The sequence below is a fragment of the Plantibacter sp. RU18 genome (assembly GCF_050613355.1).
Classification (GTDB): Bacteria; Actinomycetota; Actinomycetes; order Actinomycetales; family Microbacteriaceae; genus Plantibacter.
Genome location: NZ_CP159618.1, coordinates 555,679 through 580,308, shown reverse-complemented (window position 1 = coordinate 580,308; position 24,630 = coordinate 555,679). Strand labels below are relative to the sequence as shown.

The 24,630-nt window shown below is 66.9% G+C and carries 28 protein-coding genes and 1 pseudogene; 12 read left to right on the top strand and 17 right to left on the bottom strand.

Annotated elements, in window-relative coordinates; translation table 11 throughout:
* Positions 1-64 precede the first annotated feature (64 nt).
* The 3 genes from ABMA10_RS02690 to ABMA10_RS02680 form a co-directional block, all read right to left on the bottom strand.
* Entirely contained in the window at positions 65-1,474 is a 1,410-nt protein-coding gene (locus ABMA10_RS02690) for a hypothetical protein (RefSeq protein WP_347869665.1), read from the bottom strand.
* Positions 1,475-1,797: 323 nt separating this feature from the next.
* The gene (locus ABMA10_RS02685) at positions 1,798-2,355 is read right to left on the bottom strand and encodes a suppressor of fused domain protein (RefSeq protein ID WP_347869666.1); all 558 of its coding nucleotides are present in this window, start codon (positions 2,353-2,355) and stop codon (positions 1,798-1,800) included.
* Between the two features lie 174 nt (positions 2,356-2,529).
* Positions 2,530-2,961, bottom strand: a complete 432-nt coding sequence (locus tag ABMA10_RS02680; protein WP_347869667.1) for a MepB family protein — start codon at positions 2,959-2,961, stop codon at positions 2,530-2,532.
* Positions 2,962-2,996: 35 nt separating this feature from the next.
* On the opposite strand from ABMA10_RS02680, the gene ABMA10_RS02675 reads away from it, so the two are divergent.
* The 3 genes from ABMA10_RS02675 (at position 2,997) to ABMA10_RS02665 (ending at position 5,181) form a co-directional block, all read left to right on the top strand.
* Positions 2,997-3,620 (top strand): hypothetical protein, encoded by a 624-nt coding sequence (locus ABMA10_RS02675; RefSeq protein WP_347869668.1) that lies wholly within the window; start codon positions 2,997-2,999, stop codon positions 3,618-3,620.
* A gap of 216 nt (positions 3,621-3,836) precedes the next feature.
* Positions 3,837-4,547 (top strand): lysostaphin resistance A-like protein, encoded by a 711-nt coding sequence (locus ABMA10_RS02670; RefSeq protein WP_431031152.1) that lies wholly within the window; start codon positions 3,837-3,839, stop codon positions 4,545-4,547.
* 4 nt (positions 4,548-4,551) lie between these two features.
* Positions 4,552-5,181 (top strand): TetR/AcrR family transcriptional regulator, encoded by a 630-nt coding sequence (locus ABMA10_RS02665; RefSeq protein WP_347869670.1) that lies wholly within the window; start codon positions 4,552-4,554, stop codon positions 5,179-5,181.
* Here the strand turns inward: ABMA10_RS02665 and ABMA10_RS02660 are convergent.
* The gene (locus tag ABMA10_RS02660) at positions 5,168-5,725 is read right to left on the bottom strand and encodes an OsmC family protein (protein WP_347869671.1); all 558 of its coding nucleotides are present in this window, start codon (positions 5,723-5,725) and stop codon (positions 5,168-5,170) included. The two genes, ABMA10_RS02665 and ABMA10_RS02660, sit on opposite strands and share 14 nt — an antisense overlap.
* A 193-nt stretch (positions 5,726-5,918) precedes the next feature.
* Positions 5,919-6,866 (bottom strand): prolyl aminopeptidase, encoded by a 948-nt coding sequence (pip, locus tag ABMA10_RS02655; RefSeq protein WP_347869672.1) that lies wholly within the window; start codon positions 6,864-6,866, stop codon positions 5,919-5,921.
* Positions 6,867-6,966: 100 nt separating this feature from the next.
* On the opposite strand from pip, the gene ABMA10_RS02650 reads away from it, so the two are divergent.
* On the top strand, positions 6,967-7,917 hold the full coding sequence (locus ABMA10_RS02650) for a type IV toxin-antitoxin system AbiEi family antitoxin domain-containing protein (protein WP_431031151.1): 951 nt from the start codon (positions 6,967-6,969) through the stop codon (positions 7,915-7,917).
* The gene (locus ABMA10_RS02645) at positions 7,914-8,825 is read left to right on the top strand and encodes a nucleotidyl transferase AbiEii/AbiGii toxin family protein (protein WP_347869674.1); all 912 of its coding nucleotides are present in this window, start codon (positions 7,914-7,916) and stop codon (positions 8,823-8,825) included. Before ABMA10_RS02650 ends, ABMA10_RS02645 begins: the two co-directional genes overlap by 4 nt.
* A gap of 327 nt (positions 8,826-9,152) precedes the next feature.
* Here ABMA10_RS02645 and ABMA10_RS02640 read toward each other — a convergent pair whose 3' ends face one another.
* The 9 genes from ABMA10_RS02640 to ABMA10_RS02600 form a co-directional block, all read right to left on the bottom strand.
* On the bottom strand, positions 9,153-10,004 hold the full coding sequence (locus ABMA10_RS02640; protein WP_347869675.1) for an SDR family oxidoreductase: 852 nt from the start codon (positions 10,002-10,004) through the stop codon (positions 9,153-9,155).
* An 83-nt stretch (positions 10,005-10,087) separates the two neighbouring features.
* Positions 10,088-10,672, bottom strand: coding sequence for a hypothetical protein (locus ABMA10_RS02635; RefSeq protein WP_347869676.1), 585 nt, complete (start codon positions 10,670-10,672; stop codon positions 10,088-10,090).
* Positions 10,669-11,829, bottom strand: coding sequence for an AAA family ATPase (locus ABMA10_RS02630; protein WP_347869677.1), 1,161 nt, complete (start codon positions 11,827-11,829; stop codon positions 10,669-10,671). The genes ABMA10_RS02635 and ABMA10_RS02630 overlap by 4 nt, the downstream gene beginning before the upstream one ends.
* A gap of 286 nt (positions 11,830-12,115) precedes the next feature.
* On the bottom strand, positions 12,116-13,324 hold the full coding sequence (locus ABMA10_RS02625) for a hypothetical protein (protein WP_347869678.1): 1,209 nt from the start codon (positions 13,322-13,324) through the stop codon (positions 12,116-12,118).
* Positions 13,325-13,389: 65 nt separating this feature from the next.
* Positions 13,390-14,709 carry an acyl-CoA dehydrogenase family protein gene (locus ABMA10_RS02620; RefSeq protein ID WP_347869679.1) on the bottom strand — a complete coding sequence of 440 codons (1,320 nt, stop codon included), beginning with the start codon at positions 14,707-14,709 and terminating at the stop codon, positions 13,390-13,392.
* Positions 14,706-15,371 carry a methionine ABC transporter permease gene (locus ABMA10_RS02615; protein WP_347869680.1) on the bottom strand — a complete coding sequence of 222 codons (666 nt, stop codon included), beginning with the start codon at positions 15,369-15,371 and terminating at the stop codon, positions 14,706-14,708. The genes ABMA10_RS02620 and ABMA10_RS02615 overlap by 4 nt, the downstream gene beginning before the upstream one ends.
* On the bottom strand, positions 15,364-16,536 hold the full coding sequence (locus tag ABMA10_RS02610; protein WP_347869681.1) for a methionine ABC transporter ATP-binding protein: 1,173 nt from the start codon (positions 16,534-16,536) through the stop codon (positions 15,364-15,366). Before ABMA10_RS02610 ends, ABMA10_RS02615 begins: the two co-directional genes overlap by 8 nt.
* Positions 16,537-16,691: 155 nt before the next feature.
* Positions 16,692-17,684, bottom strand: a complete 993-nt coding sequence (locus ABMA10_RS02605; protein WP_431031150.1) for a MetQ/NlpA family ABC transporter substrate-binding protein — start codon at positions 17,682-17,684, stop codon at positions 16,692-16,694.
* A 192-nt stretch (positions 17,685-17,876) separates the two neighbouring features.
* On the bottom strand, positions 17,877-18,398 hold the full coding sequence (locus ABMA10_RS02600; protein WP_347869683.1) for a cytochrome C5: 522 nt from the start codon (positions 18,396-18,398) through the stop codon (positions 17,877-17,879).
* Between ABMA10_RS02600 and ABMA10_RS02595 the strand changes: the two are divergent.
* From ABMA10_RS02595 to ABMA10_RS02585, 3 genes and pseudogenes are all read left to right on the top strand, one after another.
* A pseudogene (locus ABMA10_RS02595) lies at positions 18,383-19,150 on the top strand (NADPH-dependent F420 reductase); the annotation flags it as partial. The gene ABMA10_RS02600 and the pseudogene ABMA10_RS02595 sit on opposite strands and share 16 nt — an antisense overlap.
* 67 nt (positions 19,151-19,217) lie before the next feature.
* On the top strand, positions 19,218-19,499 hold the full coding sequence (locus ABMA10_RS02590) for a hypothetical protein (RefSeq protein WP_347869684.1): 282 nt from the start codon (positions 19,218-19,220) through the stop codon (positions 19,497-19,499).
* A gap of 30 nt (positions 19,500-19,529) precedes the next feature.
* A complete protein-coding gene (locus ABMA10_RS02585; protein WP_347869685.1) occupies positions 19,530-19,751 on the top strand; it encodes a hypothetical protein in 222 nt (73 codons plus the stop codon).
* Positions 19,752-19,754: 3 nt separating this feature from the next.
* On the opposite strand, the gene ABMA10_RS02580 is transcribed toward ABMA10_RS02585, so the two are convergent.
* Complete coding sequence (locus ABMA10_RS02580) at positions 19,755-20,372, bottom strand: hypothetical protein (RefSeq protein WP_431031149.1); 618 nt, start codon at positions 20,370-20,372, stop codon at positions 19,755-19,757.
* A 417-nt stretch (positions 20,373-20,789) separates the two neighbouring features.
* Here ABMA10_RS02580 and ABMA10_RS02575 point away from each other — a divergent pair, with 417 nt between their 5' ends.
* Both ABMA10_RS02575 and ABMA10_RS02570 read left to right on the top strand, forming a co-directional pair.
* Positions 20,790-21,377 (top strand): TM2 domain-containing protein, encoded by a 588-nt coding sequence (locus ABMA10_RS02575; protein WP_347869687.1) that lies wholly within the window; start codon positions 20,790-20,792, stop codon positions 21,375-21,377.
* Between the two features lie 123 nt (positions 21,378-21,500).
* Positions 21,501-22,319 carry an MmpS family transport accessory protein gene (locus ABMA10_RS02570; RefSeq protein WP_347869688.1) on the top strand — a complete coding sequence of 273 codons (819 nt, stop codon included), beginning with the start codon at positions 21,501-21,503 and terminating at the stop codon, positions 22,317-22,319.
* 81 nt (positions 22,320-22,400) lie between these two features.
* Here the strand turns inward: ABMA10_RS02570 and ABMA10_RS02565 are convergent, their stop codons facing one another.
* A complete protein-coding gene (locus ABMA10_RS02565) occupies positions 22,401-22,877 on the bottom strand; it encodes a GNAT family N-acetyltransferase (protein ID WP_347869689.1) in 477 nt (158 codons plus the stop codon).
* A gap of 88 nt (positions 22,878-22,965) precedes the next feature.
* Between ABMA10_RS02565 and ABMA10_RS02560 the strand changes: the two genes are divergently transcribed.
* The gene (locus tag ABMA10_RS02560; protein ID WP_347869690.1) at positions 22,966-23,427 is read left to right on the top strand and encodes a hypothetical protein; all 462 of its coding nucleotides are present in this window, start codon (positions 22,966-22,968) and stop codon (positions 23,425-23,427) included.
* Positions 23,428-23,433: 6 nt separating this feature from the next.
* Here the strand turns inward: ABMA10_RS02560 and ABMA10_RS02555 are convergent, their stop codons facing one another.
* Positions 23,434-23,742, bottom strand: coding sequence for a helix-turn-helix transcriptional regulator (locus ABMA10_RS02555; RefSeq protein ID WP_347869691.1), 309 nt, complete (start codon positions 23,740-23,742; stop codon positions 23,434-23,436).
* Positions 23,743-23,840: 98 nt separating this feature from the next.
* On the opposite strand from ABMA10_RS02555, the gene map reads away from it, so the two are divergent.
* Positions 23,841-24,611 (top strand): type I methionyl aminopeptidase, encoded by a 771-nt coding sequence (gene map, locus ABMA10_RS02550; RefSeq protein WP_347869692.1) that lies wholly within the window; start codon positions 23,841-23,843, stop codon positions 24,609-24,611.
* Positions 24,612-24,630 lie beyond the last annotated feature (19 nt).

Sequence of the window (24,630 nt, the reverse complement as noted above, 5' to 3'; positions counted from 1 at the left end):
GTCCAACTTTGCCAATGGCCCGGCGGGCTCTGCGTGAGAGTACACCGGATAGGCTCGCTCCAGCTCATACGCCGGGGTCAGAGACAATGACCGCGACGAGCAGAGCGAGGGGTACGCCGAGCGCGCTCCACGACACGACCTGCGCGGTGGTAGCCAGGCCACGCCCTCGCGCAAGGGGACGTCCAAGGTTATCCGCACCCGCTGCGGCGATTTGTGCCTTCGCCCGGCCTCCCAGCACGATCCCAAATGGGAAGATCAGAGACAACCAAAGGGCTGCGCGCGCGAGCTTGTTCATTCGTGCACGCGCTGGCCGTCGCTCTTCGACTCTGATTGCTCGCAGCAGTGCACGTACGCTGCTTCGCAACGCTATGTGGCGAAAGATTCGCCTTGGGCCGCATGCGGGTCCAAGGAAGAACACCGCAAGAGCTGCAGGCGCCGCGAGCATCAAGATGCTCGCCAAGCCCAGCGCCGCTACCGACCGCAGCGTTGCCCCCTCGGCCTCAAGGCCAGCCAGGACCGCAGTAGCGCAAACGAGCACAACGACAGGGACCGTAAGCATCGTGGTCGGCGACAGGTACGACCAGGTGTTTCGGGCAGCATTGACGTATACGTCGTACACCACAGAGTAAGCACCCAGTCCGCAAACGACCGCCAGCGCAATCCCGGCTAGAACAGCTGGAACGGTCCTGCCGAGAGCAGCGCCAAACGCGATGCCTGTCGCTAGCGGCACCATACAAACGACGGCCCATGAGACTACCGACGCTGCGGGTCGAGCCCTCCTGGTGCCTCTCGACAAATTGAGCACTCGTGCTCGCAACTCGGCCCTCCAACGTTCGCTCCGCAGGGACTTGACGGCCTCATCGCGGTCGTCGTGAGCCATAGCCGCGTCCGCGGCGAACAATGCCACTAAGAATCCGCCGGCGGGGCACACGACAACACGTACCAGATCCATGGTCTCGGGTGCTCCGGCGAGCGCTGGCAACGCCATGTAGATACCCATTCCGATCGCGACGGGGACCAACATTGCGGCGACAGCGCTGAGGAAGCGCCGACGCGCAGCATCAGCAGACTCCGAAAGCAATGGCACGGGTGCGCGCGCCGACAATTGAATCGCGACGACCACCGTGGCGAGAATCGCGAAGACGCCCGCGCCGGTCCCGTCGTCAACCCGGCTTAGCGAGAGCGTCGGAGCATTGGGAGATGAACCGACTACCCACAGCATGAAACCCACGAGAGCGAGGAAACCAACAGACGCTATTGTGCCGCCGCCGAGCATCCCCTGCATGCGCGTCGTGTAATCGTCATAGGCTGAATCCACCGCAGCGAGCTGACGGCGAAGCTCGAAATCGACCGGATCCGCTCCACGGGAAACCAAAGAGTTTCCCGCTCGATGTCGCAGAATCCACGCTTTCCACCCCATGCCCAGCCCCCCGGCCGATTCGGCGCCGCCATACAGCAGCACATCGTCGAACACTCTACGAGAGCGAGTTCACTCCCGCTGTGGCCTGACACCCGATTTGGCGGAAGCGCCATGCGAGGGGGTGTTGACGCGGTGCGCTCGCCTCTGACGTAGCAGAGTGCGGTCACCCTCTGAAGGGTCCCCGCCTCGGCCTCGTCGTCCCAAGCTCGGCATCCCCGTCGATCGATGTGAGCTGGATCTCCAAAGAGCCGACCTTTGGCGACGACCGCTCGCCCCGCGCACGGCAATGTCACCGATCTGCGTCCCCGTCTTGCTAACCGTTCGAAGCCACCTCTTGCCGCACACGATCGACGGCGCCGAGCAACCTCGCACTCGACTTAGGCAATTTCGGGCCGCTCAACGTCGAGCAATTCGTCAACCGTCCCCACCGCCGCAACCAGCGCATCCCACCCGCGCTCGCTCACTACCGCAGCCTCGCCATCGGTCAGCATCCGCAAGGTCCGCACATGCCCGACGACCTGCCCGCTCTCATCGCGGATCTCGTCGAACGACGCTCCCCACCGCGACGGCGTCACCACCAGCGCCGAGATCGCCGTCCCCTTGAGGAAGGGCGTCCCGTTGCGCCACGGGGCGAGCACGGGCGGCACCCGGCGATTCTTGGCGATCTCGTCGCAGACGAAGCGCAAGGCGACGAACGCCGCACCCTGCTGACCGTCGACGACCTCGACCGCCAGCTCCACCCGCTCACCGGAATCGGTCGCGATGCGCGACACCCCTGAGGTTATGATCGTGATCGGACCATCCAGCGGACGCTTCTCGACCACCATCACCGAGCCGCCGATCCGATCGAACGGCAGCGGCGGAACACCGAGCGCATCGAAGATGTGACCTGGGAAAACGTCGTCGGCACGGGCGAGGCGAATGTCGTCAGTCATGCCGAGAGCATAACGACGCGGTCTCGCGTCAGGCCATGGGTCGTTCTCCCCATGAGAGCGCACAACTGAAAACGTGAGATCGCCGCAGCCGTCGGCTCAGTGCCCGAGCTCGACACAACGTGGGCCGCCGACTGCATCGATGTGCGTCCGGTTCGCCGCGATCACCGACTGCACTCAATACTCCTGAAACGCAGACGCCTGTGCGCGTTGCGTAGCCGCTGCCTGAGCGTTCAGGCTCACACACCAGCTCGGATACACCCGGAACCCCCGCTTGCCCGGCCGCCTACCTGCGGTGATGCCGAGTTCGGCGAGATGAGCGCGGGTGAACCGGAACACGCCCCGCCGGCCCTCCTGCTCGACGAAGACCAGCAGCCCTGCTGCAGGATCATCGTCGCTGAACGGTGTCGTCGTCCCGTCCGCATCTCGCTGCCAGAACGCGACGAAGGCGCCAGGTTTCGTCGGGGTGTTCCGCGCCGTCCGGATATGCCATGCGTCGCCGCTGATCTGCGCAACGCCCGACTCGTAGTCGCTGCTCTCCATCTCGGGAGTCACCAGAACGGCCATGCCCACCTCGGCCGCATACGACTCAAACGCACTGAACTGCACGAAGCAACGCTATCCCCTCCGTAGACTTGATCAGCATGGAGCAACGAAGCACACCGCGGACCGAGCCGATGCACGTCTGGTACGTCGCGGGCGGGCTCCTCGTCGCCTCGGTGCTACTCGGCTCCTCCGTGCGGTTCGAATCGCTGATCGGTCTGAACGCCGGCATCCTCCCTGCGCTGATGTTCACGGGAGCGCTCATCCTCTTCGCTGTCGGCACGGACCGTTCGACCAGCGTCACCGCACGCCGCCCACTCGGCACGATCGCCCTCATCACCCTCGGGGTCTGGACGTTCATTGCCACGCTCGTGCGCGGCGCTGCCACCGTCCCGCCAGCGATCGAGACATTCCTGACCTTCGGCTACATCGACCTCATCGTGCAGTTCGTCCTGGCCCTCATCGCGGCCACGCAGATCGCCCGCGCGGGCACCGTTCACCGGCCCGCAAACCTCGTGCCGCTCTGGGTGGTGGCTGCGACCACTACCTCGTGGATCATCCAGCAGGTCGTCACCGTCGCCGCAGGCTCGAACGTCACCCTGTTCCTTCCGTTCCTCGTCATCATCGACTCGCTCGTCCGCGTCGCCGGGCCGGTGCTCCTCGGGATCGTCGCCATCGCCCTCGCGAGCCGGGCAACCGCTGCGCGTGCAGCGGCGACGACGTAGCCAGAGCTGGAAACACAACTGCGGAAGCCGCAACGTCACAGGCGCGCCGCACGGTTGACGAGATGGAATACGCCTGTATTCTTTGATGTGTGAATCACATCGCTTCCTCAGATCGAACGACGATGACCGCCGCGACCCCGACGGTCACCCCCGGCGGGTCCCACGGTGCCACCTGGCCCCTGCGTCACCCCTGGCTCGCCGCGATCGCACTCGCCCTTGCGCCCGTCGGTCTTCACTGCCGGAACTTCTGCAGCAGCACAGCTCTCCGGCGCGACCGAGGCCGGCGGGGCTCTTATACTCGCCGGCGGCGCCGCAGCTTCCGCTGCGCTCGGCCTGGCCGTCATGCGCCGCTCGCCGGCCACGCTCAGCAGCTACGGGCTCCGCCAACCCGCACGACTCCGCGCCGCACTCTGGTTAGCGCCCGCAGCCCTCACCGTCCTGATCATGCTCGTCAGCCAGGGCATCCACGTGGGCGGCCCGACGCTCGCCGCCTACGGGGTCCTCGTGGTCGCCGTCGCGCTCAATGAAGAGACCTGGTTCCGCGGCATCGTCCTCGCCGTGCTCCGCGCGCGCAGCGTCCGGAGCGCGGTCGTCGGCAGCTCGGTGCTCTTCGGCGTGCTGCATCTCGCGAACCTCGCGGGTGGCGAAGACGCGGGCGCCGCCATCCTGCAGGTGGTGTTCGCCGCGCTGTTCGGCCTCGTCGCGGCACAACTCGTGGTGCTCACCGGTAGCCTCTGGCCGGTGATCGTCTGGCACGCCGCCTGGAACTTCGTGAGCTTCGCCGGCGGGAACACCACCGGCCCGGGAGCGACGGTCGGCATTGGGATCGCCATCGCCGCCATGCTCGCCTACGCCCTGCTCCTCCGGCGCCACCTACTCGCACTGACGCGCGTCGAAACGTCGGACGAGCACGTAGCCGTACGCTGATGTCGTGGAACTGACCGAGCGACAGACCGAACTCGCCGACGCGGCCCTTCGGATCATCGCCAGCTCCGGTATGGGTGCACTCTCGTTCCGCGCCGTCGCGACCGAGGACGGCTGCTCGCTCGGCTCCGTCCAGAAGGCCTTCCCCAGCAAGCAGCGCATGCTCTCAGCCGCGTTCGCCCGACTCCGCGACACCGCAGCCCCGCTGCCGCCCGGCGAGCCCGGCCGCCCGACCGTGCGCGGATGGTTCGTCGACCTCCTCATCGGCGTGCTCCCCCTCGACGACGCCAGGCGTGCTGCACAGCGTCAGGGCGACGTCTTCGCCCAACAGGCGCTCGTCGACCCAGAGATCGCCTCCGCCATCACCGAGAGCGACAGACGATTACGCGGCCTGATGGCATCGCTCGTTGCGCGCGGCCGACAAGAGGGCGAGATCCCTGCGTGGGTGGAACCCGACACCGCATCGTGGGCGATCCTGGCGTTGGCCGGAGGCGTTGCGGCCCAACTCACATACGACCCCAAGACGGAAGACGAGATCCGCGGGAAGCTCGAAACGGCGGTCGGCGCCCTGCTCGGCGCGGTGGACACCGCCTGGACCCCGCGGCGGGGCACCTCGACAACAATCACGCCTTCCTGACGACGACCTCCACTGGCGTCGGGTTCTGGAAGAGGTCGAGGACCGGGCAGTGGGCGTCGACCGCGGCACGCAGTTCCTGGTAACGCTCGTCGGTCTCGGGGCCGGTCAGGCTGGTGTTCAGGCGGATCGTCGAGAAGCCCGGACGGACCTCGTCGGTGATGCCGAAGAGGTTCCGGACGTCGAGGTCGCCCTCGGCGTCGATGCTGATGTCGTCGAGCTGGATGCCGAGCGCGTTCGCATACAACCGGTACACCACGATCTGGCAGGAGATGAGAGCACCGAGCGCGAACTCCACCGGACTCGCAGCGACGTCGTCTCCGGCGAGCGCCGCCGGCTCGTCCACGATGAAGCGGTGCTTTCCTGCGGTGATCGCACTGGCGACCGAGCCCTCACCGGATCCGGACACCCGATAGGTGAGCGCGGCACTCGACGGCGCGGACGCGATGCGCTCGGACCAGGATGCGCCGGCGGCGTTCAGTCGGTCGGCTCGCTCGGCGGCCGAGGTGGTGGGGACGGCGGGGACATCGTTGGTGAGGAGAGTCATGCCGACAGCTAAGACCGGCCGGGCGGACGGCGCCAGCGGGGTGCGTCACAACACGTCATAGAGGGATGGAGGACTGGAAGGACGAGGGCACTTCGCGGGCGGGCGACTCGGCGACCGGGCGGGCACCTCGACAAGCTCGGTGACCGACCTACGAGACGGCCACCGAGGACGACGTGCCGAGCGGGTCAGAATCTCAGCCCGCGAAGCGGTCCAGAGCCTCGCGGAGGAGACGGCTCTCCTGCTCGCCTCCGTGACCCTCGTCCTCGACGATCGACAGGGTGCTCGCCGGCCACAGTTGATGCAGACGCCAGGCGGTCGACGCCGGACCACTGATGTCGCGCCGACCGTGCACGAGCACGGCAGGGATGCGCGCGATGCGATCCATGCGCGCGAACACCGCACGATCGCCTGCGAGGAAGCCGTCGTTGCTCCAGTAGTGGGTGACGAGCGTCGCGAAGGTCTCGCGGACAACCGGATCAGCATGGCCGTGCCCGCGCAGGTCCGGGCGGTCGAGAGACACATGCACGCTCTCCCACCGGTCCCAGTCAGCAGCGGCCGCCGTGCGCTCGGATGCATCCGCCGCCCGCAGCCGCCGCGCATAGGCTTCCACGACCCGCTCCCCCTCACGTCGGCCACTCGCCCGCTCGAACGCATCCCACTCCTCAGGGAAGACCCGCCCGACACCCTCGGTAATCCAGTCGACCTCCTCTCGACTCGTCGTCGTCACTGCCATGAGCGCGAGCGCCTGCACTCGCTCAGGGTGCTCCTGCGCGTAGGCGAGGGCGAGCGTCGTGCCCCACGAGACCCCGGCGACAACCCATCGCTCGACGCCAAGCGCGATACGCACCGCCTCGATGTCGGCGATGAGCTGCTGGGTCGTGTGTCCATCGAGTTGGTCGAGCGCATCCAACACGTTGGGAGTGCTGTGCCCGCTCCCGCGCTGGTCGATGCCGATCAGCCGGTAACGGTCAAGGTCGAAGTGCGACCGGTACCAACCGCTACCAAGCGAGCTCCCCGGCCCACCGTGGAGCCAGAGCGCGGGCACGCCATCGGGCGTCCCGGACTCCTCCCAGAAGATCGATGCGCCGCCGGAGACCTCAATGTGACCGGTGGCGTGCGGGGCTGGAAGAGAAGAGGACATCTGTCCACGGTACAGAGGAGGTCGGTATGGATGACTCATCGGCACTGCTGTGCATAGTGTGACGCTTGGAAACTAACTGTTCTGGCGTTAGAATTCAAGCATGAAGTCCCGAGAGTCGCTGCGAGCCCTCGCGGAAGTGACCCAGTCCCAGTGGGGAATGGTCACCTCCGCGCAGGCCGGCGCGCGCGGGATCAGTCACATGAACCTCACCCGCCTGACAGAATCCGGATCGCTGACGCGCCTAGCCCAGGGTGTCTACCGGGATAGCGGGGCTCCGAGCAGTGATCACGAGGATCTGCGCGCAGCCTGGCTGGCGATCGAGCCGAAGAAGCTCGCCTACGAGCGTCTCAACGGACAGCCGAGAGCTGCGGTCGTCTCTGGCGAGTCGGCAAGCAGACTGCACGCTATCGGCGACCTGCGAGGCATGACGAGCGAGTTCACCACCGCCACCCGCAAACAGACCCAGCGAACGGACGTGCGATATCGGACCCGCTCTCTTCCTGAGCAAGACGTCACTGTGCGAGACGGCCTTCCGGTGACCACGCGCGAACGCACCATTGCCGATCTGGTCGAGGACCGCCAGGATCTCAGCCTGGTCGGCGGCGCGCTCCGCGACGCAGCACGCGAGTCGTATCTCGACCTCGACCGCCTCAGCGAGCTTCTCAGCCCGCTCGCAGAACGTAACGGCCACCGCAAAGGCGACGGCGACGCGGTCCTCGAGGAGCTGCTGCAGATCGCGGGAATCGATCTCGCTTCGATCGCGAGGCACATGGCCGCGATCCCTGACCTCGGCGCGCTCATCACGGCGAACTACCTGCGGCACCTGGCGACCGTCGACCTCGCCAAGCTGCTCTCGGACACGAGCGGAATCAACGCAATGTTCAGCGAATCGATGCAGCCGAACGTTTCACGCATCAGCGACCTTGCGGCGGCAGCCACGGAACCAGCGGTGGCCAACATTCGCGCGAGCCGCCAAGCCGCCCTCGCGGGATACGACTGGGCCGCCATCGCCGAAGCCACGTCGCTGCAGAAGAGGACTTCCGAGAAATGAACGGGGAGGAGCGATACGCGAGCCCGGCCGCCGTCGAGTCGGCGATCGCCGCAGCAGCACGGAACGCGTTCGACGCAGACCCATCACTGTCGACGCATGAACGCATCCGCATCGAGCACTTCAATCGCTTTCTCAGTCGGATCTTTTCCGACGAGGGCGAGTCGGTATGGATCCTCAAGGGCGGCACCGGAGTGCTGGCGCGCGTCGCATCGGCGCGATCCACCACTGACGTCGACCTCACTCGAGGTGGCGCTTCCCTGGATGTCGCTCTCGACGAGCTCCGCCGCCTCGCGGCCATCGATCTGGGCGACTTCTTTCGCTTCGACTACACGACGCACTCGACAGTGATCGACGGGAATCAGCAGGCATACGTCGAGGGGTACCGGGTGACCTTCGACATCTCGATCGGGGCGAAGAAGAAGGGCACTCTTCACGTCGATCTCGCTGTGAATGTCGTAACGACAGACGAGCCGGAAATGACAGCGCCGGTGAACGCGCTCGATTTACCGAAGCTCCGGAGCAACCCGTACCGCCTGTATCCGGTCGTCGACCAGATCGCAGACAAAGTGTGCGCCACGATCGCGCTCTACAACGGCCGACCGTCGAGCAGACAGAAGGATCTGGTCGACCTCGTCGTGCTTGCGGTCACGCAGGACATCGACGGGTTGAAGCTCATCGGTGCTCTGCAGGTCGAGGCCCGAGTGCGATCGCTGAACCTGCCCGCGGTCTTCGAGCTCCCGCGACAATGGGGTTCCATCTATGCGAAGCTCGCGATGAATGTGCCCGCGTGTGGACGCTTCCAAACCATCAGCGAAGCGGCCCGGCTGACAGGATCGCTCATCGACGCGGTACTTGACGGCCGAGCCGCAGGACGAACCTGGGATCACACCGCGCTCGATTGGGTCTGAGCCTACTCATCGCGCGTGCGACCCGGCTAGCAGGACAGCCGCTGCACCAGCGCTTCGACGGTCGAGAACTTGATCGACTCGACGCCCTCTTCGTCATCCTCGTCGGACTCGACCTCGACGGCCTTGAACGCCAGCTCCGCGTCGCTGCACGAGCTTCGTTCGGTGAGTGGAGGGGGGGGGTTCGAAGGTGAGCGGAGGAAGTGTGGAAGACGAACCAGACGTTCGCGGCATGGGCACCTCGACAGGCTCGGTGAGCGGGGCTGAGTCGGTGAGCGGCGAGCGGTGGGTGGCGGCGAGCGGTGGGTGGCGAGGGCCGGGCGCTGCCCGTCAGCGCGGAGTGTCTCGGAGGTAGGTCCCGAGGGAGCGGGGTGCCACAGCCGTGATCGTTTCGATGTCGCGACTGACGGTGGCCATGTCGCCGCTCGCGATCGCCGTGTAGGTACTCACCCAGGCGTCGACCTGCCAGTCGGGTGCGCCGTAGCCGGCCCGTGAGGCGTACGCCTCGTCGAGGGTCTCGTCAAGGTAGGTCACATCTGTGCCGCGGACGGAGGAGATGATCGCCGCGACCTCCGTGAGGCTGAGCTCCTCCGGGCCGGTGAGCTCGTAGGTGCGACCGTCGTGCTCGGCCGGTGCGGCGAGGATGGTCGCGGCTGTCCTGGCGACATCGGCGCGCGCAACAACCGCGACTCTCCCCTCGCCGGCAGGACCACGGATCACACCGTCGTCCCCCACGAGCGCCTCCATGAAGTCGATGTAGAAGCTGTCACGCAGGAACGTCCACCGCATGCCGGAAGCGCGGATGTGCTCCTCCGTCGCGAAGTGGTCGCGGGCGAGCGTGAAGACGGCGTCGGGCGCAGCAGCGACGAACGAGGTGTACACGACGTGCTGCACACCGGCCTCCGCTGCGGCGTCGATGAACGTGCGGTGTTGGTCCAGGCGATCCGCGCTCTCCGCCGCGGACACCATGAACAGCGTCTCCACACCTTCAAGGGCGGCGAGCGCTGCGGCACGGTCGCCGTAGGCGAGCTGGTGGACGGCCGACCCGTCGAGCTGCGGCGCCTTCACCGGCGTCCGGACGAGGAGGCGTTGCTTGAGACCTCGCGCGGCGAGATCCCGGGCGACGAGGCCACCGACGACACCGGTCGCTCCCGTGACAGCGAGGGTGGAGGAGGCGGCCATGTCGGCATCCTTTCGAGGCGGCGAGGACTATGCAGCAGTGCTGCTGCGGTTCATGCAGGCTACCGCCAGGGCGGCGTCACGTCTCACGCAGAGGTTTCCGGGAGCTCCTGGATCCGCCTGATCGCACGAATGAGGCTCGGACTGTTCTCTGCAGCCACAAGCGGGCGCCAAACGGTCGAGGCGAACTCGTTCAGCTGTGAGACATACAGCGCACCCGCTTCGCCAGTTCCTGCGGTCATATCCCGCTGGACGCCCCGCGACCGCGATTGAGCACACAGTGCGAGGAGCGCTCGTTTCGCGTGCGGCAGTGATTCGGGTTGCGGCGGCAGCCGGTTCATGGGCACGCTGAAGAAATTCGAAAATGCCTCGCGATCCGCGAGCAGCCAGGCCTCCGACATCGAGTGAGCGATTCGGAGGCTGAAACCCGGCTGCCACACCGTGATGTCGGCTGACAGCTTCGACCGGAGCGCGACCGGACAGGCCGCGTCCGAGTCTCGGAATACCACCCATGGAAATTGGACTGACGCCTGGTTGTACTTATGGATCTTCGGATCGAGTTTGCTCTTGCCACCCGCCACGATGATCCTGTTGACTTGCCGCCCGGCCACCAGCACGATAGCGCGCGCCATTTCGCGGTCTGAGTCCCCCTCGACGACGACGTTGATCACTTGCGTTTGCGTCCGACAGCGATCAGTCCCGACAAATCTCGAGGCGCGATCAGACCATCGACGATATCCGACGCAGGTAGCTCGGCCGCCAGCTCGCCCGCCACTTCCTCGATATCGGACAGGATGTGCGCGACAGTCCCATCATCGGTCACTCTCAATACGAGCACTTCAGCGGGACGCACACCTTCGTCGTTGAGCAGTTCTGGAGCATGCGTGGACAAGATCACTTGCAATGTGCGGTCTCGTTGTGCTGTGGCTAGCACGGTCGGCAGCGTGCGCACAATCGCCGAGTTCAGTGATAGCTCCGGCTCTTCCAACAAGAGCACGCCCCCGTTGGCAGGCGCGCTTACAAGCGTCCACAGTAGCCCGACCAGCCGCAGCGTCCCGTCGGAGAAGTCCACCTCACTCTGACGAGCGGGGGTTTCCCGCCAGTTTTGATACCCGGCGATCAAGTGCGGCATTCCGGACTTGTCGACCTCCAGACGGAGAGACTGGAATTCCGGGACAGCCGATCGAAGAGCGGTCTCCATCCGACGGAACCATGCATCTCGCGTTCGCGCCTGCACGGCGTTCATCTGTGCAATGAAGTTGGAACCGAACGGATCGTTCACGCCAGAACCCACTCGCGATGGATCTCGAATGATCTGTGGGACGAGGTGGAAGTATTGGACCTTCGCGAAGTAGTCGGCCAAAGCGCGGAACTCTTGATTCGCCGCGATCTGTTCAAGGTGAGTCTGCGTCAGTCTGACCGAGTCACCCTCGTCGGTCTCGTCCGGACGGTTGAGAATGACGACGCCATTGTGCTCAACACGCTCTTCGTCGACGATCGGCCGGTTCAGGCCGCCCTTTTCGCCGCGAATGGCGATGCGGTACCGCCAGGTATCGCTGCCGTCGGCGAGCTGCAGATCGATGATCAGCCGACCCTTCTGATGGTTTCGCGCAAAGAGACTCCGCACCTTGCTCAGGCCCCCGCGATTCTCGATGGCTGAAGCGAGACCGCCGCCGGAAGAAGCGATATCACCGAGGAATCGGAACAGATCGAGCAGATTGGACTTACCCGACGCATTCGGCCCGACAACGAAGAGGCGGCTCTCGATCGGAACGTCGAGTGTTTTGAAGTTTCGCCAGTTGCTCGCGGTCAGATGCGTAATCCGCATGCCGCCTCCATCCAATGATCGCCCTCGCACCGAGTAGCCCCATCCTACGGACTGAGCTTCTGGCACGACTGCGCGAGTGCGCTTCCCCCGGACGACCGCGGTGGTCATCCCCGAACCAACCGCCGTTCGAGATCTGCGTCCACCGGTCGACCACGCAAGCAGTCACGACGATTCATTGAGCTCTCCTGACGTGACGCATGGTTCGCTCGCCTCGACGCGACGCGGCACCGGCCACAGCAAGATCATATGATACTTGTAAATCTGAAATACGACATGAGCGAGAGGCCTACGCCTCTCCCGTACTCCACCAGGAGGCGATCTTCGTCCCGTTGATCACGTGGTCTCCGACGGCCCGGGCTTTGAAGCGGGCCGGGTTGTGGGAGGCGAGGGTGCGGGCGTTGCGCCAGTGACGGTCGAGGCCGCGAGCCGTCTCGACCGCGCTGGCACCACCGACCTCGAAGAGGGCGGTCGCCGCATCGAGGACCGACGGCAGGATGACCAGCTGGGCCCGCGTCGTCGCGAGCTCGACCTCGGCGACCCGCTGCTCGACCTCGTCGGACAATGCGTCACGGAGCACCGCCGCACTCGAACGGCCCAGGCCCGCCACAGCTGCGGCGAGCGCCGCGTCCGCCGCGAAGGACTTCGCCGAGAGATCACCCACGACCTCCTGCACGATCGGGTCAGCAGCCGCCGTCGGCGCCGAACCGTGACTGTACGCACGGGTGCGGGAGCGCACGAACTCCCCCGCATCGTCCACGATCGCCCGCCCGATCCCCGTCACCGCCGCCAGCAGGACCAACTGGACGAAGGCGCCGGCGTGCGACGGACGGTCAAGCTCGCGACGCGTCACTGCGTCCGGATCCACCTCGACCTCAGTGAACACCGTCGTCCCGCTGCCGGTGAGCCGCTGGCCGAAACCCTTCCAGTCGTCGATCCGCTCGACCCCGGCCGCATCCGTCGGCACCAACACCGACACGAACTCGCCGTCCTGCTCCGCCGCGACGCCCACGAGGTCCGCGAAGAGCGTGCCCGTGCTGTAGAACTTGGTGCCGTTGAGGCGGAGGGTAGCGTCCGCCTCCGATGACGTGAGCTGGGTCTCCAGCGAGCCGACCTTCGCCGAGGAACGCTCGTGGCTCGCGTTGCCGACGATCGCACCATCCGCCAAACGGGCCAGACGCGCCTCGCGCTGCGGGGAGTCCGGCGAGTGCAGCGCGCGGTCGATGTAGGAGAAGTGGGAGCGGAAGAGCTGGGCGATGTTCGGGTCCCGTCGCGCGAGCTCTGCGAGGAGCTCGAAGAACTCCGCGTGCGTGGCACCGTCGCCGCCGTGGCGGGGCGGGAGGGTCACGCGGGTGAAGCCTGCCTCGCGAAGAAGCTCGACCTCCGCGAACGGAAGGGTGCGGGACTGCTCACGGGCGATCGTGGTGCGGCCGACCTCGGTGAAGACCGCGGTGAAGCGGGCGACGAGGTCGCGCGGTGAGGTGGGGAGAGAGGTCATACGGGAGGGATCCTCGGGGTTGGGGTCGTTCGGCGAGGGAGGGGCTCGTGGGCCCTTCGACAAGCTCAGGGAACGGAGATGGCCGGGCCTTCGAGATCGGGTGACGGACCCTGGGCGACCGGAGGTTCCGTCTCGGCGGCGACCGCGGGGTCCGCCACGCGGCCCGGGGCCTGCCACTCGGGGAGGGTGCCGTTGAGCTCCCACTGGCCGAGGGCCGCAGCACGCTGGGCGGCGGGGTTGTGGGAGGCGATCGTCCGCACGTTCCGCCAGTGGCGGTCGAGCGCATGCGTGCGACTCACTGCCGACGCCCCACCCACCTCGAACAGCCGGCTCAACGCATCGAGCACCAGCGGGAACACCGTCTGCTGCAGCTTGAACACCTCCAGCAGCACGTCCCTCGCGCCCTCCTCACCGCCGTGCACCGACGCCTCCAGCGTCCGCGCACTCGACAACACCAACGCCCGCGCCACGTGCGCCGCACTGCTCAGCTGACCGACCACCGACTGCACCAGCGGATCCTCCCGCGGCAGATGCTCCCCCGCGAACCCGACTGTGCGCCGACGCGCCCGCACATACGCGACCGTGTCCTCCACCGCCCGCTGCGCGATCCCCGCGACGACCCCGACCAGGATCAACTGCTGCAACGCCCCGGTCCGATGCCACCCGGCCGCCCCGCCACGCAGCTCCACGATGTCGCGCGGATCCACCGCCACCCGATCGAACGTCGTCGTCCCGCTGCCTGTGAGCAGCTGACCGAAGCCGTCCCAATCGTCGGTCGACCGCGTCCCGGCATCGTGCGCCGACACCGTCAACCCGATGCGCGCCTCACCGTCGAGCGCCGACAGGTGGATCCAGTCGGCATAGATCGAACCCGTCGTGTAGTACTTGGTGCCGGTGACGAACAGGCCGTCGTCCGACCGCTCGAGCTCCGTCTCCAGGTGCGCCGTCGCATTCCGCTCCGACTGCGCGTTCCCGACGAAGTCCCCCGTCAGCAACCGTCCGAACCACAGCTGCCGATACGCCTCCTCCGGCTCCGCCAACAGCGACTCGACGAACAGGATGTGCCCACGCCACACATGCCCGAGGCTCGAATCCGCCGCCGACAGGTCGATGAGGTGTTCGAACAGGTGCTCCACCGTCAGTCCCGCGCCGCCGGCCGACACCGGGATGCGCAGCGCCCCGAAGCCGAGGGCACGCAACTCGGCGAGCTCGTCGAACAGGAGTCGCCGGTCGGTCTCCCGCTCGATCGCCCCGCCGCGCACACGCTGGAGGAAGTCGACGAAGGCCTGCTCGTCGAATGGGCTCGACGGCGACACGGCGTCGTCCGCTGCCGCCTGGCTCCGTGCCGACTCGTCCACGGTCACTCCGTTCTGTTCTGCACTCATCGGTGGAGCACCGACTTCGCGAGGAGGTTGCCGAACCACTGCGCCATCTGCACGAGCAGGATCAGCGTCACGACGACGAGCCCGACGACGATCCAGTCGAACCGCTGGTAGCCGTAGGTCATGGCGAGGTCACCGAGGCCACCGCCGCCGATCACGCCAGCCACCGCAGTCGCATCGACAAGCGCCACGAGGATGTAGGTCAGCCCGAGGATGAGCGGGCCGAGCGCCTCGGGGACGACGATCGTGAAGAGGACCCGCGCCGGGCTCGCGCCCATGGCGGCACCGGCCTCGATCGCCCCGGGAGAGACTGCCACGAGGTTCGACTCGGAGACCCGCCCGATCGCGACACTCGCCACGAGGATCAACGGGATCGTCGCCGGCAGCGGGCCGAGGCCGGTACCGAACACGAGACGTGTCAACGGGATCAGGGCGATCGCGACGATGAGGAACGGCACTGGACGGATCACGTTGATGATGAAGTTCAGGACACCGAAGATGTAGCGGTTCTCGAGGAGATTGCCCCGACGGCTCGCATAGAGGAGGAGTCCCAGCAGGATGCCGATCACGGTGGCGACCGCGAACGACACCGACACCATGAGGCCCGTCTCCGCGATCGCCTTCAGCAGGCGCGGGAAGAACGCTTCGGGATCGAAGTCACGCACGGGAGGTCTCCTTCAGGGAGGTTGCGGTGGGTGGGGTGGGCCCCTCGACAAGCTCGGGGAGCGAGGATTCCTCCGGTCGCCGAGCCTGTCGAGGTGTTTCTGCGGATAACCCCTCGACAAGCTCAGGGAGCGACGACGGGGCGGGATCGATCGCGGTGACGGTGGCTGTGGTGCGGAGGGCGTCGATGGCGCCGTCGACTCGGTCGTCGGCGCCAAGGAGCTCGACGGTGAGGCTGCCGAACAGGCGTCCCTGCAGCTCGTCCACACCACCGAAGACGACGTTGAAGTCGATGTCATGCTCCCGTGCCACCCGCGAGAGGAACGGGTGGTTCGTGTCGCGGTCCTCCACATGCAGCTGCACGAGACGACCGTGATGGATGGAACGGATCTTCGCGAGAGCGTCCGCCGACGGGATGTGATGCAGCACACTCGACACGAACCGACGCGCGACAGCGGTGCGCGGGGCGGAGAACACCTCGTACACGCTCCCGGACTCCACGACCTCGCCGTTCTCCATCACCGCCACCCGGTCGGCGATCTCCCGGATCACGTCGATCTCGTGGGTGACGAGCAGGATCGTGATCCCGTACTCCTCGTTCACCCGCTTCAGCAGCTCCAGCACCTCGCCGGTCGTCTGCGGGTCGAGTGCGCTCGTCGCCTCGTCGGAGATGAGGATCTCGGGCCTGGTCGCGAGCGCCCGCGCGATCCCCACCCGCTGCTTCTGCCCGCCCGACAACTGCGACGGATACGACAGCGCCTTGTCGCTCAACCCGACGAACGCGAGCAGTTCCTCCACCCGATCGACGACCTCGGCGTCCGGCAGCTTCGCGAGCTTCAACGGGTAGGCGATGTTCTTGTAGACATTGCGGGACTCCAGCAGGTTGAACTGCTGGAAGATCATCCCGATGCGCTGGCGGGCGGAGTACAGCTCCTTGCCGGCGAGTGCCGAGATCTCGCGCCCCTCCACGACGACCCGGCCGGTCGTCGGCCGCTCGAGCGCGTTGACCGTGCGCAAGAGCGTCGACTTGCCTGCCCCGGAGAACCCGACGATGCCGAAGATCTCCCCGCGCTCCACGGTGAGGTTCACGTCGTGCAGCGCTTCGAAACTGCGGCCCTTCACCGTGAACGTCTTGCTGACGTGCTCGAAGGCGATTGCTGTGGTCATCGATCTGTCCTCATCACTGAGTCGGAGTCATCCGGACGGTGCCGGGTGGTTCGTGGGTGGTGCCTGCTGTCGTGGGACAGGGGCGCCCGGAGATCATCCGTGACGCCCCTCGGGTCGGCGGCCCCACACCGCAGACACCCTTCCCTGCGACGGAGCTACTTCGCTTCGTCCTGCAGCTCCGCGAGCTTGTCGCGGAGGTCCTTCACCGGGACGTTCACGAAGATCGAGTTGCCCGCGTACTCGTCGTCGAGGGCTGCCTTGACGCGCTTGTCGGCGTAGGCCTCTTCGAGGATCTTCCAGGCCGGGTTGTCCTTGTTGTCCTCGCGGGTGGCGATGACGTTCACATACGGGAGGTTCTTCGCGTCGAGCGAGTCGTCGAGGAAGAGTGCGTCGTCCTTCGTGATGCCCTGGCTCGGGTCGAAGTAGGAGGTACCGACAACGACGGCCGCGAGCGACGGGTCGTCGAACTGCTGCACGATGCTCGTGGCAGGCAGCGGGACGAACTGGATGTTCTTGTCGTTGGACGTGACGTCTTCGACGGTCGGGAAGTTGCCGGCGTCGTCAGCGATCTCGATGAGACCGGCGGCAGCGAGGATGTTCAGGGCACGACCACCGTTGGACGGGTCGTCCGGGATCGCGATGCGGGCGCCGTCGGCGAGGTCCTTCACGTCGGTGAGCGTCTTCGAGAAGATGCCCCACTGCGTGATGACGGTCGAGAACACCGGGGTGAGGTCAGCGTCGTTCTCAGCGTTGAAGGCCGACAGATAGAGGATGTGCTGGAACGCGTTGGCATCGACGGTGCCTGCGACGAGCTCCGTGTTGGGGAGGACCCAGTCCTTCACGTTGACCCACTCGACGTCGAGGCCCTTCTCGGCCGCGACCTCCTTCACGGCGTCCTGGAGCTGCGTGTCCTCGGAGACGGCGATCTTCACGCTGAGGCGCTCCGCAGGTGAAGCGGATCCGCCGGCTGCCTCGGCGGAGCTGCCCTGGTTGCCGACGACCACCGACACGACCACGGCGATCGCGACGACGGCGACGACCGCGATCGCACCGATCAGGATGTTCCTGCGCTTCTTCTTGCCCGAGGCGAGCGCGTTGCGCAGCTCGCTCTGCTCGGGGTTCGGTCCTGGTCCGGTGCTGTCGCTCATGGTCGTCATCCTCTGGGTCACTGTGATGTGGTGCGGCGCCGATCCGCGCCTGGATGACAGTTTGGGCACGGCGTCGGCGAAGGCCACATCGTGTTACCGGAGGGCGGTCACAGAACGAGACATCTCGTAAAGTCCCGCGGCGAGGACGCGCAGGTGTCTACACTGCGGCCGCGCTCGGGAACGGCGACCGCATCAGATCGAGAGGTGGCGCACAAGCTCCTCGACGGTGCCGAAGGTGATCGTCTCGCCGTCCTCGTCGTCCTCGTCGGGCTCCACCTCGACGGCTTCGAACGCCAGATCGGCATCGAGCTGGACGAGGACGGAGCTGTCGGGGAACTGCTTCGGTGCATCGAAGGAGAGCAGCACCACGTCGATGAAGACGATGATCGACCGGAGGATGAGGTCGGCGCGCAGGTCGGCCTGCTCGAACACCTCGTCGGCCTCGACGGACTCCTCGATCTCGGAGGCGACGCGATCGAGCAGCACCGCCCACTCGGGCGCCGAGATCGCCAGGACGCGCTCTGCCTGATCGGCGAGCGCAGCGGGCTCCGGCTCCTCCTGCTCCTCGGGCTCGGGGTCGACGTTGAGCATCACCTCGGCGTCGATCGCGTTGAAGCGCGCAAGCCCGTAGACGAAGGTGTCCTCGACCTCCGGCGAGGCTACGACACCCCGGCGAGTGAGTTCCTGGGCAAGGGCGTTCAGCGAAGCAGTCATGTGCGCCAGGGTATCGCGGGTGCGCTGAGCGACGCCGGACCACTCGCAGGGAGAGCGCTGAAGATGGGAATGGCTGTGCTTGGGCGCCCGTTACCGTCACCATGACAACCATCGGAATCATCGGTTCAGGACACATCGGCTCACAGCTCGCGCGCCTCGCGGTCGCCCAGGGACACGACGTCATCGTCTCCAACTCCCGCGGCCCTGAAACGCTCGGGGACCTCGTCGCCGAGCTGGGCGAGCACGCCACAGCCGGCACCGCCCTCGACGCAGCCGAGCGCGGCGAGCTCGTCGTCGTCACCATCCCGCTCCACGCGATCGACACGGTTCCCGTCGAGCCGCTCGCGGGCAAGGTCGTCATCGACACGAACAACTACTACCCCCAGCGCGACGGGCACATCGCCGCCCTCGACGAGGAGACGACCACCGTCTCCGAGCTGCTCCAGGCACGCCTGCCCGAGTCGCACGTGGTGAAGGCGTTCAACCACATCTACGCCGCAGACCTCACCACGAAGGGGAAGCCCTCCGGCACCCCGAACCGTCGTGCGCTCATCGTCGCCGGAGACGACGCAGACGCGAAGGCCACCGTCGCAGCACTCATCGACTCCTTCGGTTTCGAGCCCGTCGACATCGGCCCGCTGGCCGAAGGATGGCGCATCCAGCGCGACACCCCCGGATACGGCCCCGACTTCGACGCCGACCAGCTGCGCGAGGCGGTCGGCTCCGCGAAGCGCTACCGGGACGCCTCGTAGCGATCGGGCGGGCGGCGAGACCACGCGAGCCGCCCGCCGACGGCGCGCACCCGACAGACTGGTGCTGATGACACTCCACGAAGCAATGAACGCCGTACTCACCGAGCGCGATGCGCCGATGCGCGCCACCGACCTCGCGGACGCGATCAACGAGGCTGAACTCTATTCGCGAGGCGACGGACATCTCGTCCCGGCCACGCAGATCGGCGCCCGCGCCCGTCGGTACCCGCAGTTGTTCACGGTCTCCGAGGGCGTCGTCGCTCTCGCCGAGAACCCTGGCGGGCTCGATGGCGCACCGAGCGCCGTCGACCGGTTACTCGCGGCGGCAGAACGTCCGCAGCGCAGCTGACGTCGACACCCGGTCGAGCTGGCTCGGATCATGGAGCTGACGTCTCGGCAGCCCGTGTTCACCGCGACCTCGGCTGCCGAACAACTCGGCATCGGCGTCACGAACATCTACCCGCATCTGCGCCGGCCGGTCGATCATGGCGTCCTCCGACAGCATTCCGAGCATCGCATCGGGCAGGTCTGGCGCGCCGACGACATCCTGGGTGCACTGGACCGGTTCGCCGAGCGTGCCGGACGCCGTCACCTCGGGTAGCTGTCAGCGTGGGAAACACCCTTCGTCTGCTGTGACCAACAAGGTGTCGGCATCTGCACCGGCCGTCCACGCGACGGTGAGCGCGTCGTCGAACGTCTGCGGATCGCCCTCCTCCTGGCTCACCGATCGATCGAAGCTCACACGCACCGACGACCCGTCAGCCGACCAGACTGCTGAATTCCCTCGCGACGCCATCTCGACGATGCGCTCGGTCGCCGCGGCGCCATGTCCGGGTGCCACCTCGACGGTCCCCTCCACGCGGGCGAGCAGCATCGACTCGCCGTGCTCCGACAGCAGCGTGCAGGGTCGGTCCGACGTCGAGCTGTCGACCAAGCGCCCACCGTCGTCCGCAAGGGAGTCGATGACCCTCAGAAGCGTCGCCGTCGACGCAGCGACGGCTTCACTCCGCGACGACGATCCCTCGTGACTCTGAGCTGATGTCCGACTGGAGGGCACGGTCGCGGCGCCGAGCGCCGTCGCCAGCAGCATCGAGAGGCCTGCGCCGATGGAAGCCAGTTGCACGACCGAGGCAAGCACGATCGCGCTGACGGCGCGGACCCCCAAACGCGTTTTCTTACCGGGCGCCTTCCGCTGGATGTTCGATCGGGTCAGTTGGGACATGGTGTCTCCTCTTGGTCATGGGGCTGTTCATCCTCGCCGATCGCTTGGCGATCACCAAAGGCTTGAGCCATGAGGCACAAAGACCTTGTCGGGTCGGGGAATAACGTCGACGTCGACACGGTATTCGGCCGACGACAGCCACATGAACCGTCGACGCGCCAGCATCGAAACCCGGGCGGCGCGTGCTACCTGGGGAGCAGCGTCGCGCATACCCCCCGTGCTCGCCTGAACCTCAGGGACAGCACCCCTCCATAAGTCGGGCGCGTGACCTATATTGGGACTGTTGTCCCCCACAGCGCGGACAGCAGACTGAACCCGCGGGCCCCGCGCCGTGATCGTCAACTCCGTCGCAACGTTCCGCCGCATCGCATTGCCGCAGCGCTCTGCCGGCGCACGCTCCTCTCTGAAAGAACTCCGATGACGCTTGTCCCGCAGCCGCCTGCGCACATCCCCGCCGGCTGGTACCCGCACCCGCAGAACCCTGCGCAGCAGCAGTACTGGGACGGTTCCGCCTGGACGTCCGCAGTAGCACCCGCCGCGCCACTCCCGCATGCGCCCGCGCTGCCGCAGCCGACGGGGCCTGCACCGTACGCCCCCGCGCAGCCGCCCGTGCTCTACACGCAGCCGACCCAGTACCCGAACCAGGTGCAGCCGACCCAGCCCTACGGCCAACAGGCGGCATACGGTCAGCAGCCTGCCTACGCCGCCCAGCCGTACCCAGGCCAGCCATACCCGGTCGCGTACGTGCGGCCGCTGAAACAGACAGGCACCGCCTACCTGTTCGCGATCCTGCTCAGCGGCTTCGGCGCGCACCAGTTCTACCTCGGCAACGTGGGTGCCGGGATCGGCTTCATCGCCCTGTGGTGGGGCGGCTGGGCGCTGAGCTTCATCGGCATCGGCTTGATCGCGATCCTCGCGGCGTTCGTCTGGTGGATCGTCGACCTCTGCACCATGCAGTCACAGGTGGACACCGCCAACCGCCGCATGGTCTCCTACCCGTACTGACTCAGAGCCAGTCACCCGACGCGCAGCACACCGCGACCGGGACTCGCCACACCTCCGCACATCGAGCATCATCCCTCAAGCCGCCACAACGGCGTCGAGCACACAGCAGAAAGGCACCACCGCATGTCCGACCAGAACCAGCCTCCCGTCCCGCCGCAGCCGAACGGCCAGCCCTATGGGCAGCAGCCTCCGCAGCCATACGGACAGCAGCCGCAGCAGCAGCCCTACGGACAGCAGCCTCCGCAGCAGCCCGGCCAGCCGCCGTACGCTCAGCAGCCCTATGGCCAGCAGTTCGGCGGACCGCAGCAGCCGACCGGCACGACGGGCAACGGCCTCGGCCTCGCCGCCCTCATCATCGGTGGCGTCGCGTTCATCGGCGCGTTCATCCCGTTCGTCAACTTCGTGACCGGCTTCGTCGCGTTCGTCGGCCTCGTGCTCGGCATCATCGCCCTCTTCCTCAAGAACAAGAAGAAGGGACTCGCGATCGCCGGCACTGCCGTGTCACTCGTCGCGATGATCCTCAGCATCGTCCTCGCCATCACGTACACCGCTGGCTTCGCCGGCGTCGTCAGCGAGGGCATCAAGACGGCGGTCGCCGAATCGTCGGCCGAGGCCGACCGCGATGTCACCGTCGTGTACGAGGTCACGGGCACCTCGGCTGCCTCGTCGATCACCTACGCGACCTTCACCGACGGCAACAGCGGCACCGAGCAGGCCAACGATCAGGCGCTCCCCTTCACCAAGGAGTTCACGATCAAGGCCGGCGGTACGTTCGACTACACCTCGTTCTACCTGATGGCGATGAACGGCATGGACGACACCGGCGACATCAGCTGCAAGATCACCGTCGACGGCGAGGTCGTCGCCGAGCAGACGTCGACCGGCGAGTACGCATCCGCATCCTGCTCGGCGTCGAGCTTGGACCTCGACGACTCCGAGTAGTTCGACTCCCCCAGCTCCACACGCCTCACCGAAGCCCCATCAGTCCGCACCGACTGGTGGGGCTTCGTGCGGCGGGCCAGCTCAGCCGATCGGACGTTCGCGCCGGCGCTCCAACAACATCGGCGCGTCCCGGAAACCCGCTCGCAGGTACACCGGGGCGGCCTCGACATTCGCACTGACCGTGACTCGCAGCACCCCCCGATCATCCGCGGCACCCAGCAGTGCACGGACAAGCTCTCCTGCGATGCCGCGCCCGCGGTGCTCGGGACGGACGAACACGCTCTGGACGTCACCGGTCAGGCGTCGCCGCGCGTCGTAATCCGGCGCCCGCTCGAAGACCACCAGCCAGGCCATGCCGACGAGCTGCTCGCCGATCGCCGCGACCATGCAGATGCGCGCGTCCGGGGCGGCCTCGATCCACGACCTGAGGTCGTGCGCGAACATCGCCCGCTCGCAGTCCTTCGGTTCCACGTCCGGCGGCGACCACAGCAGCTTCAGCTCGGCCAGCTGGGCGGCATCCTCGGCGGTTGCCGCGCGGATCGCGACGTCGGGTTCCATGGGACGAGTGTCGCATCCGCCCTCCGCGCCGGTCAGCCCCTTGCGCGCGGCCCGTATGCTGTCGGGAACTGGCATCGGGGGACGTCACATGCAACGACGCATCATCAGCACACTCGGGGCGATCTCGCTCATGATCGGGCTCGGCGGCTGCACCGGCATCGGCCAGACGCCGCCCACGTACGCCGACCTCGACCGCGAGCCGACCGCGCAAGATCAGCTGCCCGCCAGCAGCATCGGCGACGGCAGCGACGGGTTCACCATCGACGCCGACACCGCCCGACTCGTCGCCGTCCAGGGTGACACGGAGGTCTTCCTCGCATCGGCGACCGAACAGGGGCACGACCGGGTCTGCCTGTTCGTCTTCGCTGCAGACGGCCCGCTCCGGTCATGCGGTGGCGAGAGCTTCGCGATGAGCGACAGTGTCAACGAGTACCGAGTGCTGCCCGACGCGGTCGCCGGCACCGAACTCGACCCGGACGAGGGTTGGACCCGCCTCAGCGACAACGTGTTCACGCGCCCCGTCGCCGAGGACACTCGCGATACGCAGTAACCCGCGCTACGACACCAACCGCTCGTGCAGTCGCCCACCCGGACCACCAGCATCGGCATCCGTCGAGAGCGACGCGGGGTTGATCGTCACCCAGACCTCGTCGAGCGACAACCCGAGGACATCGGCGATGGCGGCGATGGTCGAGAACGACGGCGTCGCGACACGGCCCGACTCGATCTTCCGCAGCGTCTCCGGCGAGAGCCCCGCGTCGAGGGCGGTGTCGAGCATCGGGCGCGCACCCCTCGCCTGCCGCAGCAGTGCGCCGAGGCGTTGACCGCGTTCGACGTCGGCGGGAGTGAGCGGGAGCCTGACCATGGCTCCGAGTGTAGTACGGGATACTTTGACCGGTATAGTTATTGGCTGGACGAGTTCGCGCGGCACCGCCGCACACCCGACAGACGAAGGGCACCCGCATGATCGAGATCTTCACCCCCGCCGAGGTCGACAAGGCCCGACGCACCGGCGCCCTCGTCGCGAACATCCTCCACACGCTCAAGGCGCGCGCAACGGTCGGCACGAACCTCCTCGAGATCGACCGCTGGGCGAAGGCCATGATCCTCGAGGCCGGCGCCGTCTCCTGCTACGTCGACTACGCGCCCTCCTTCGGCCGCGGCCCCTTCGGCCACTACATCTGCACCGCCGTGAACGACGCCGTGCTGCACGGTCTCCCCCGCGACTACGCGCTCGCGGACGGCGACCTCCTCACCCTCGACCTCGCGGTCCTCCTCGACGGCATCGCAGCCGACTCCGCCATCAGCTTCGTCGTCGGCACCGCGAGCCCCGAAGACCTCGCGATGATCGAGACCACCGAACGGGCGCTCGCCGCCGGCATCGCCGCTGCCCGCCCCGGCGCGAAGATCGGCGACATCTCGTTCGCGATCGGCAACGTCCTGAGCGCCGCCGGCTACCCGATCAACATGGAGTTCGGTGGTCACGGCATCGGCACGACCATGCACCAGGACCCGCACGTCTCGAACGACGGCCGCGCCGGCCGTGGCTACAAGCTCCGTCCGGGGCTCCTCCTCGCGATCGAGCCGTGGATCATGGCCGACACCAACGAACTCGTCACCGATGCCGACGGATGGACACTCCGGAGCGTCACGGGCAGCCGCACCGCTCACAGCGAGCACACCATCGCGATCACCGCCGATGGCGCGGAGATCATGACACTGCCGACGCTCTGACCACGGCAGGACTCGCCTC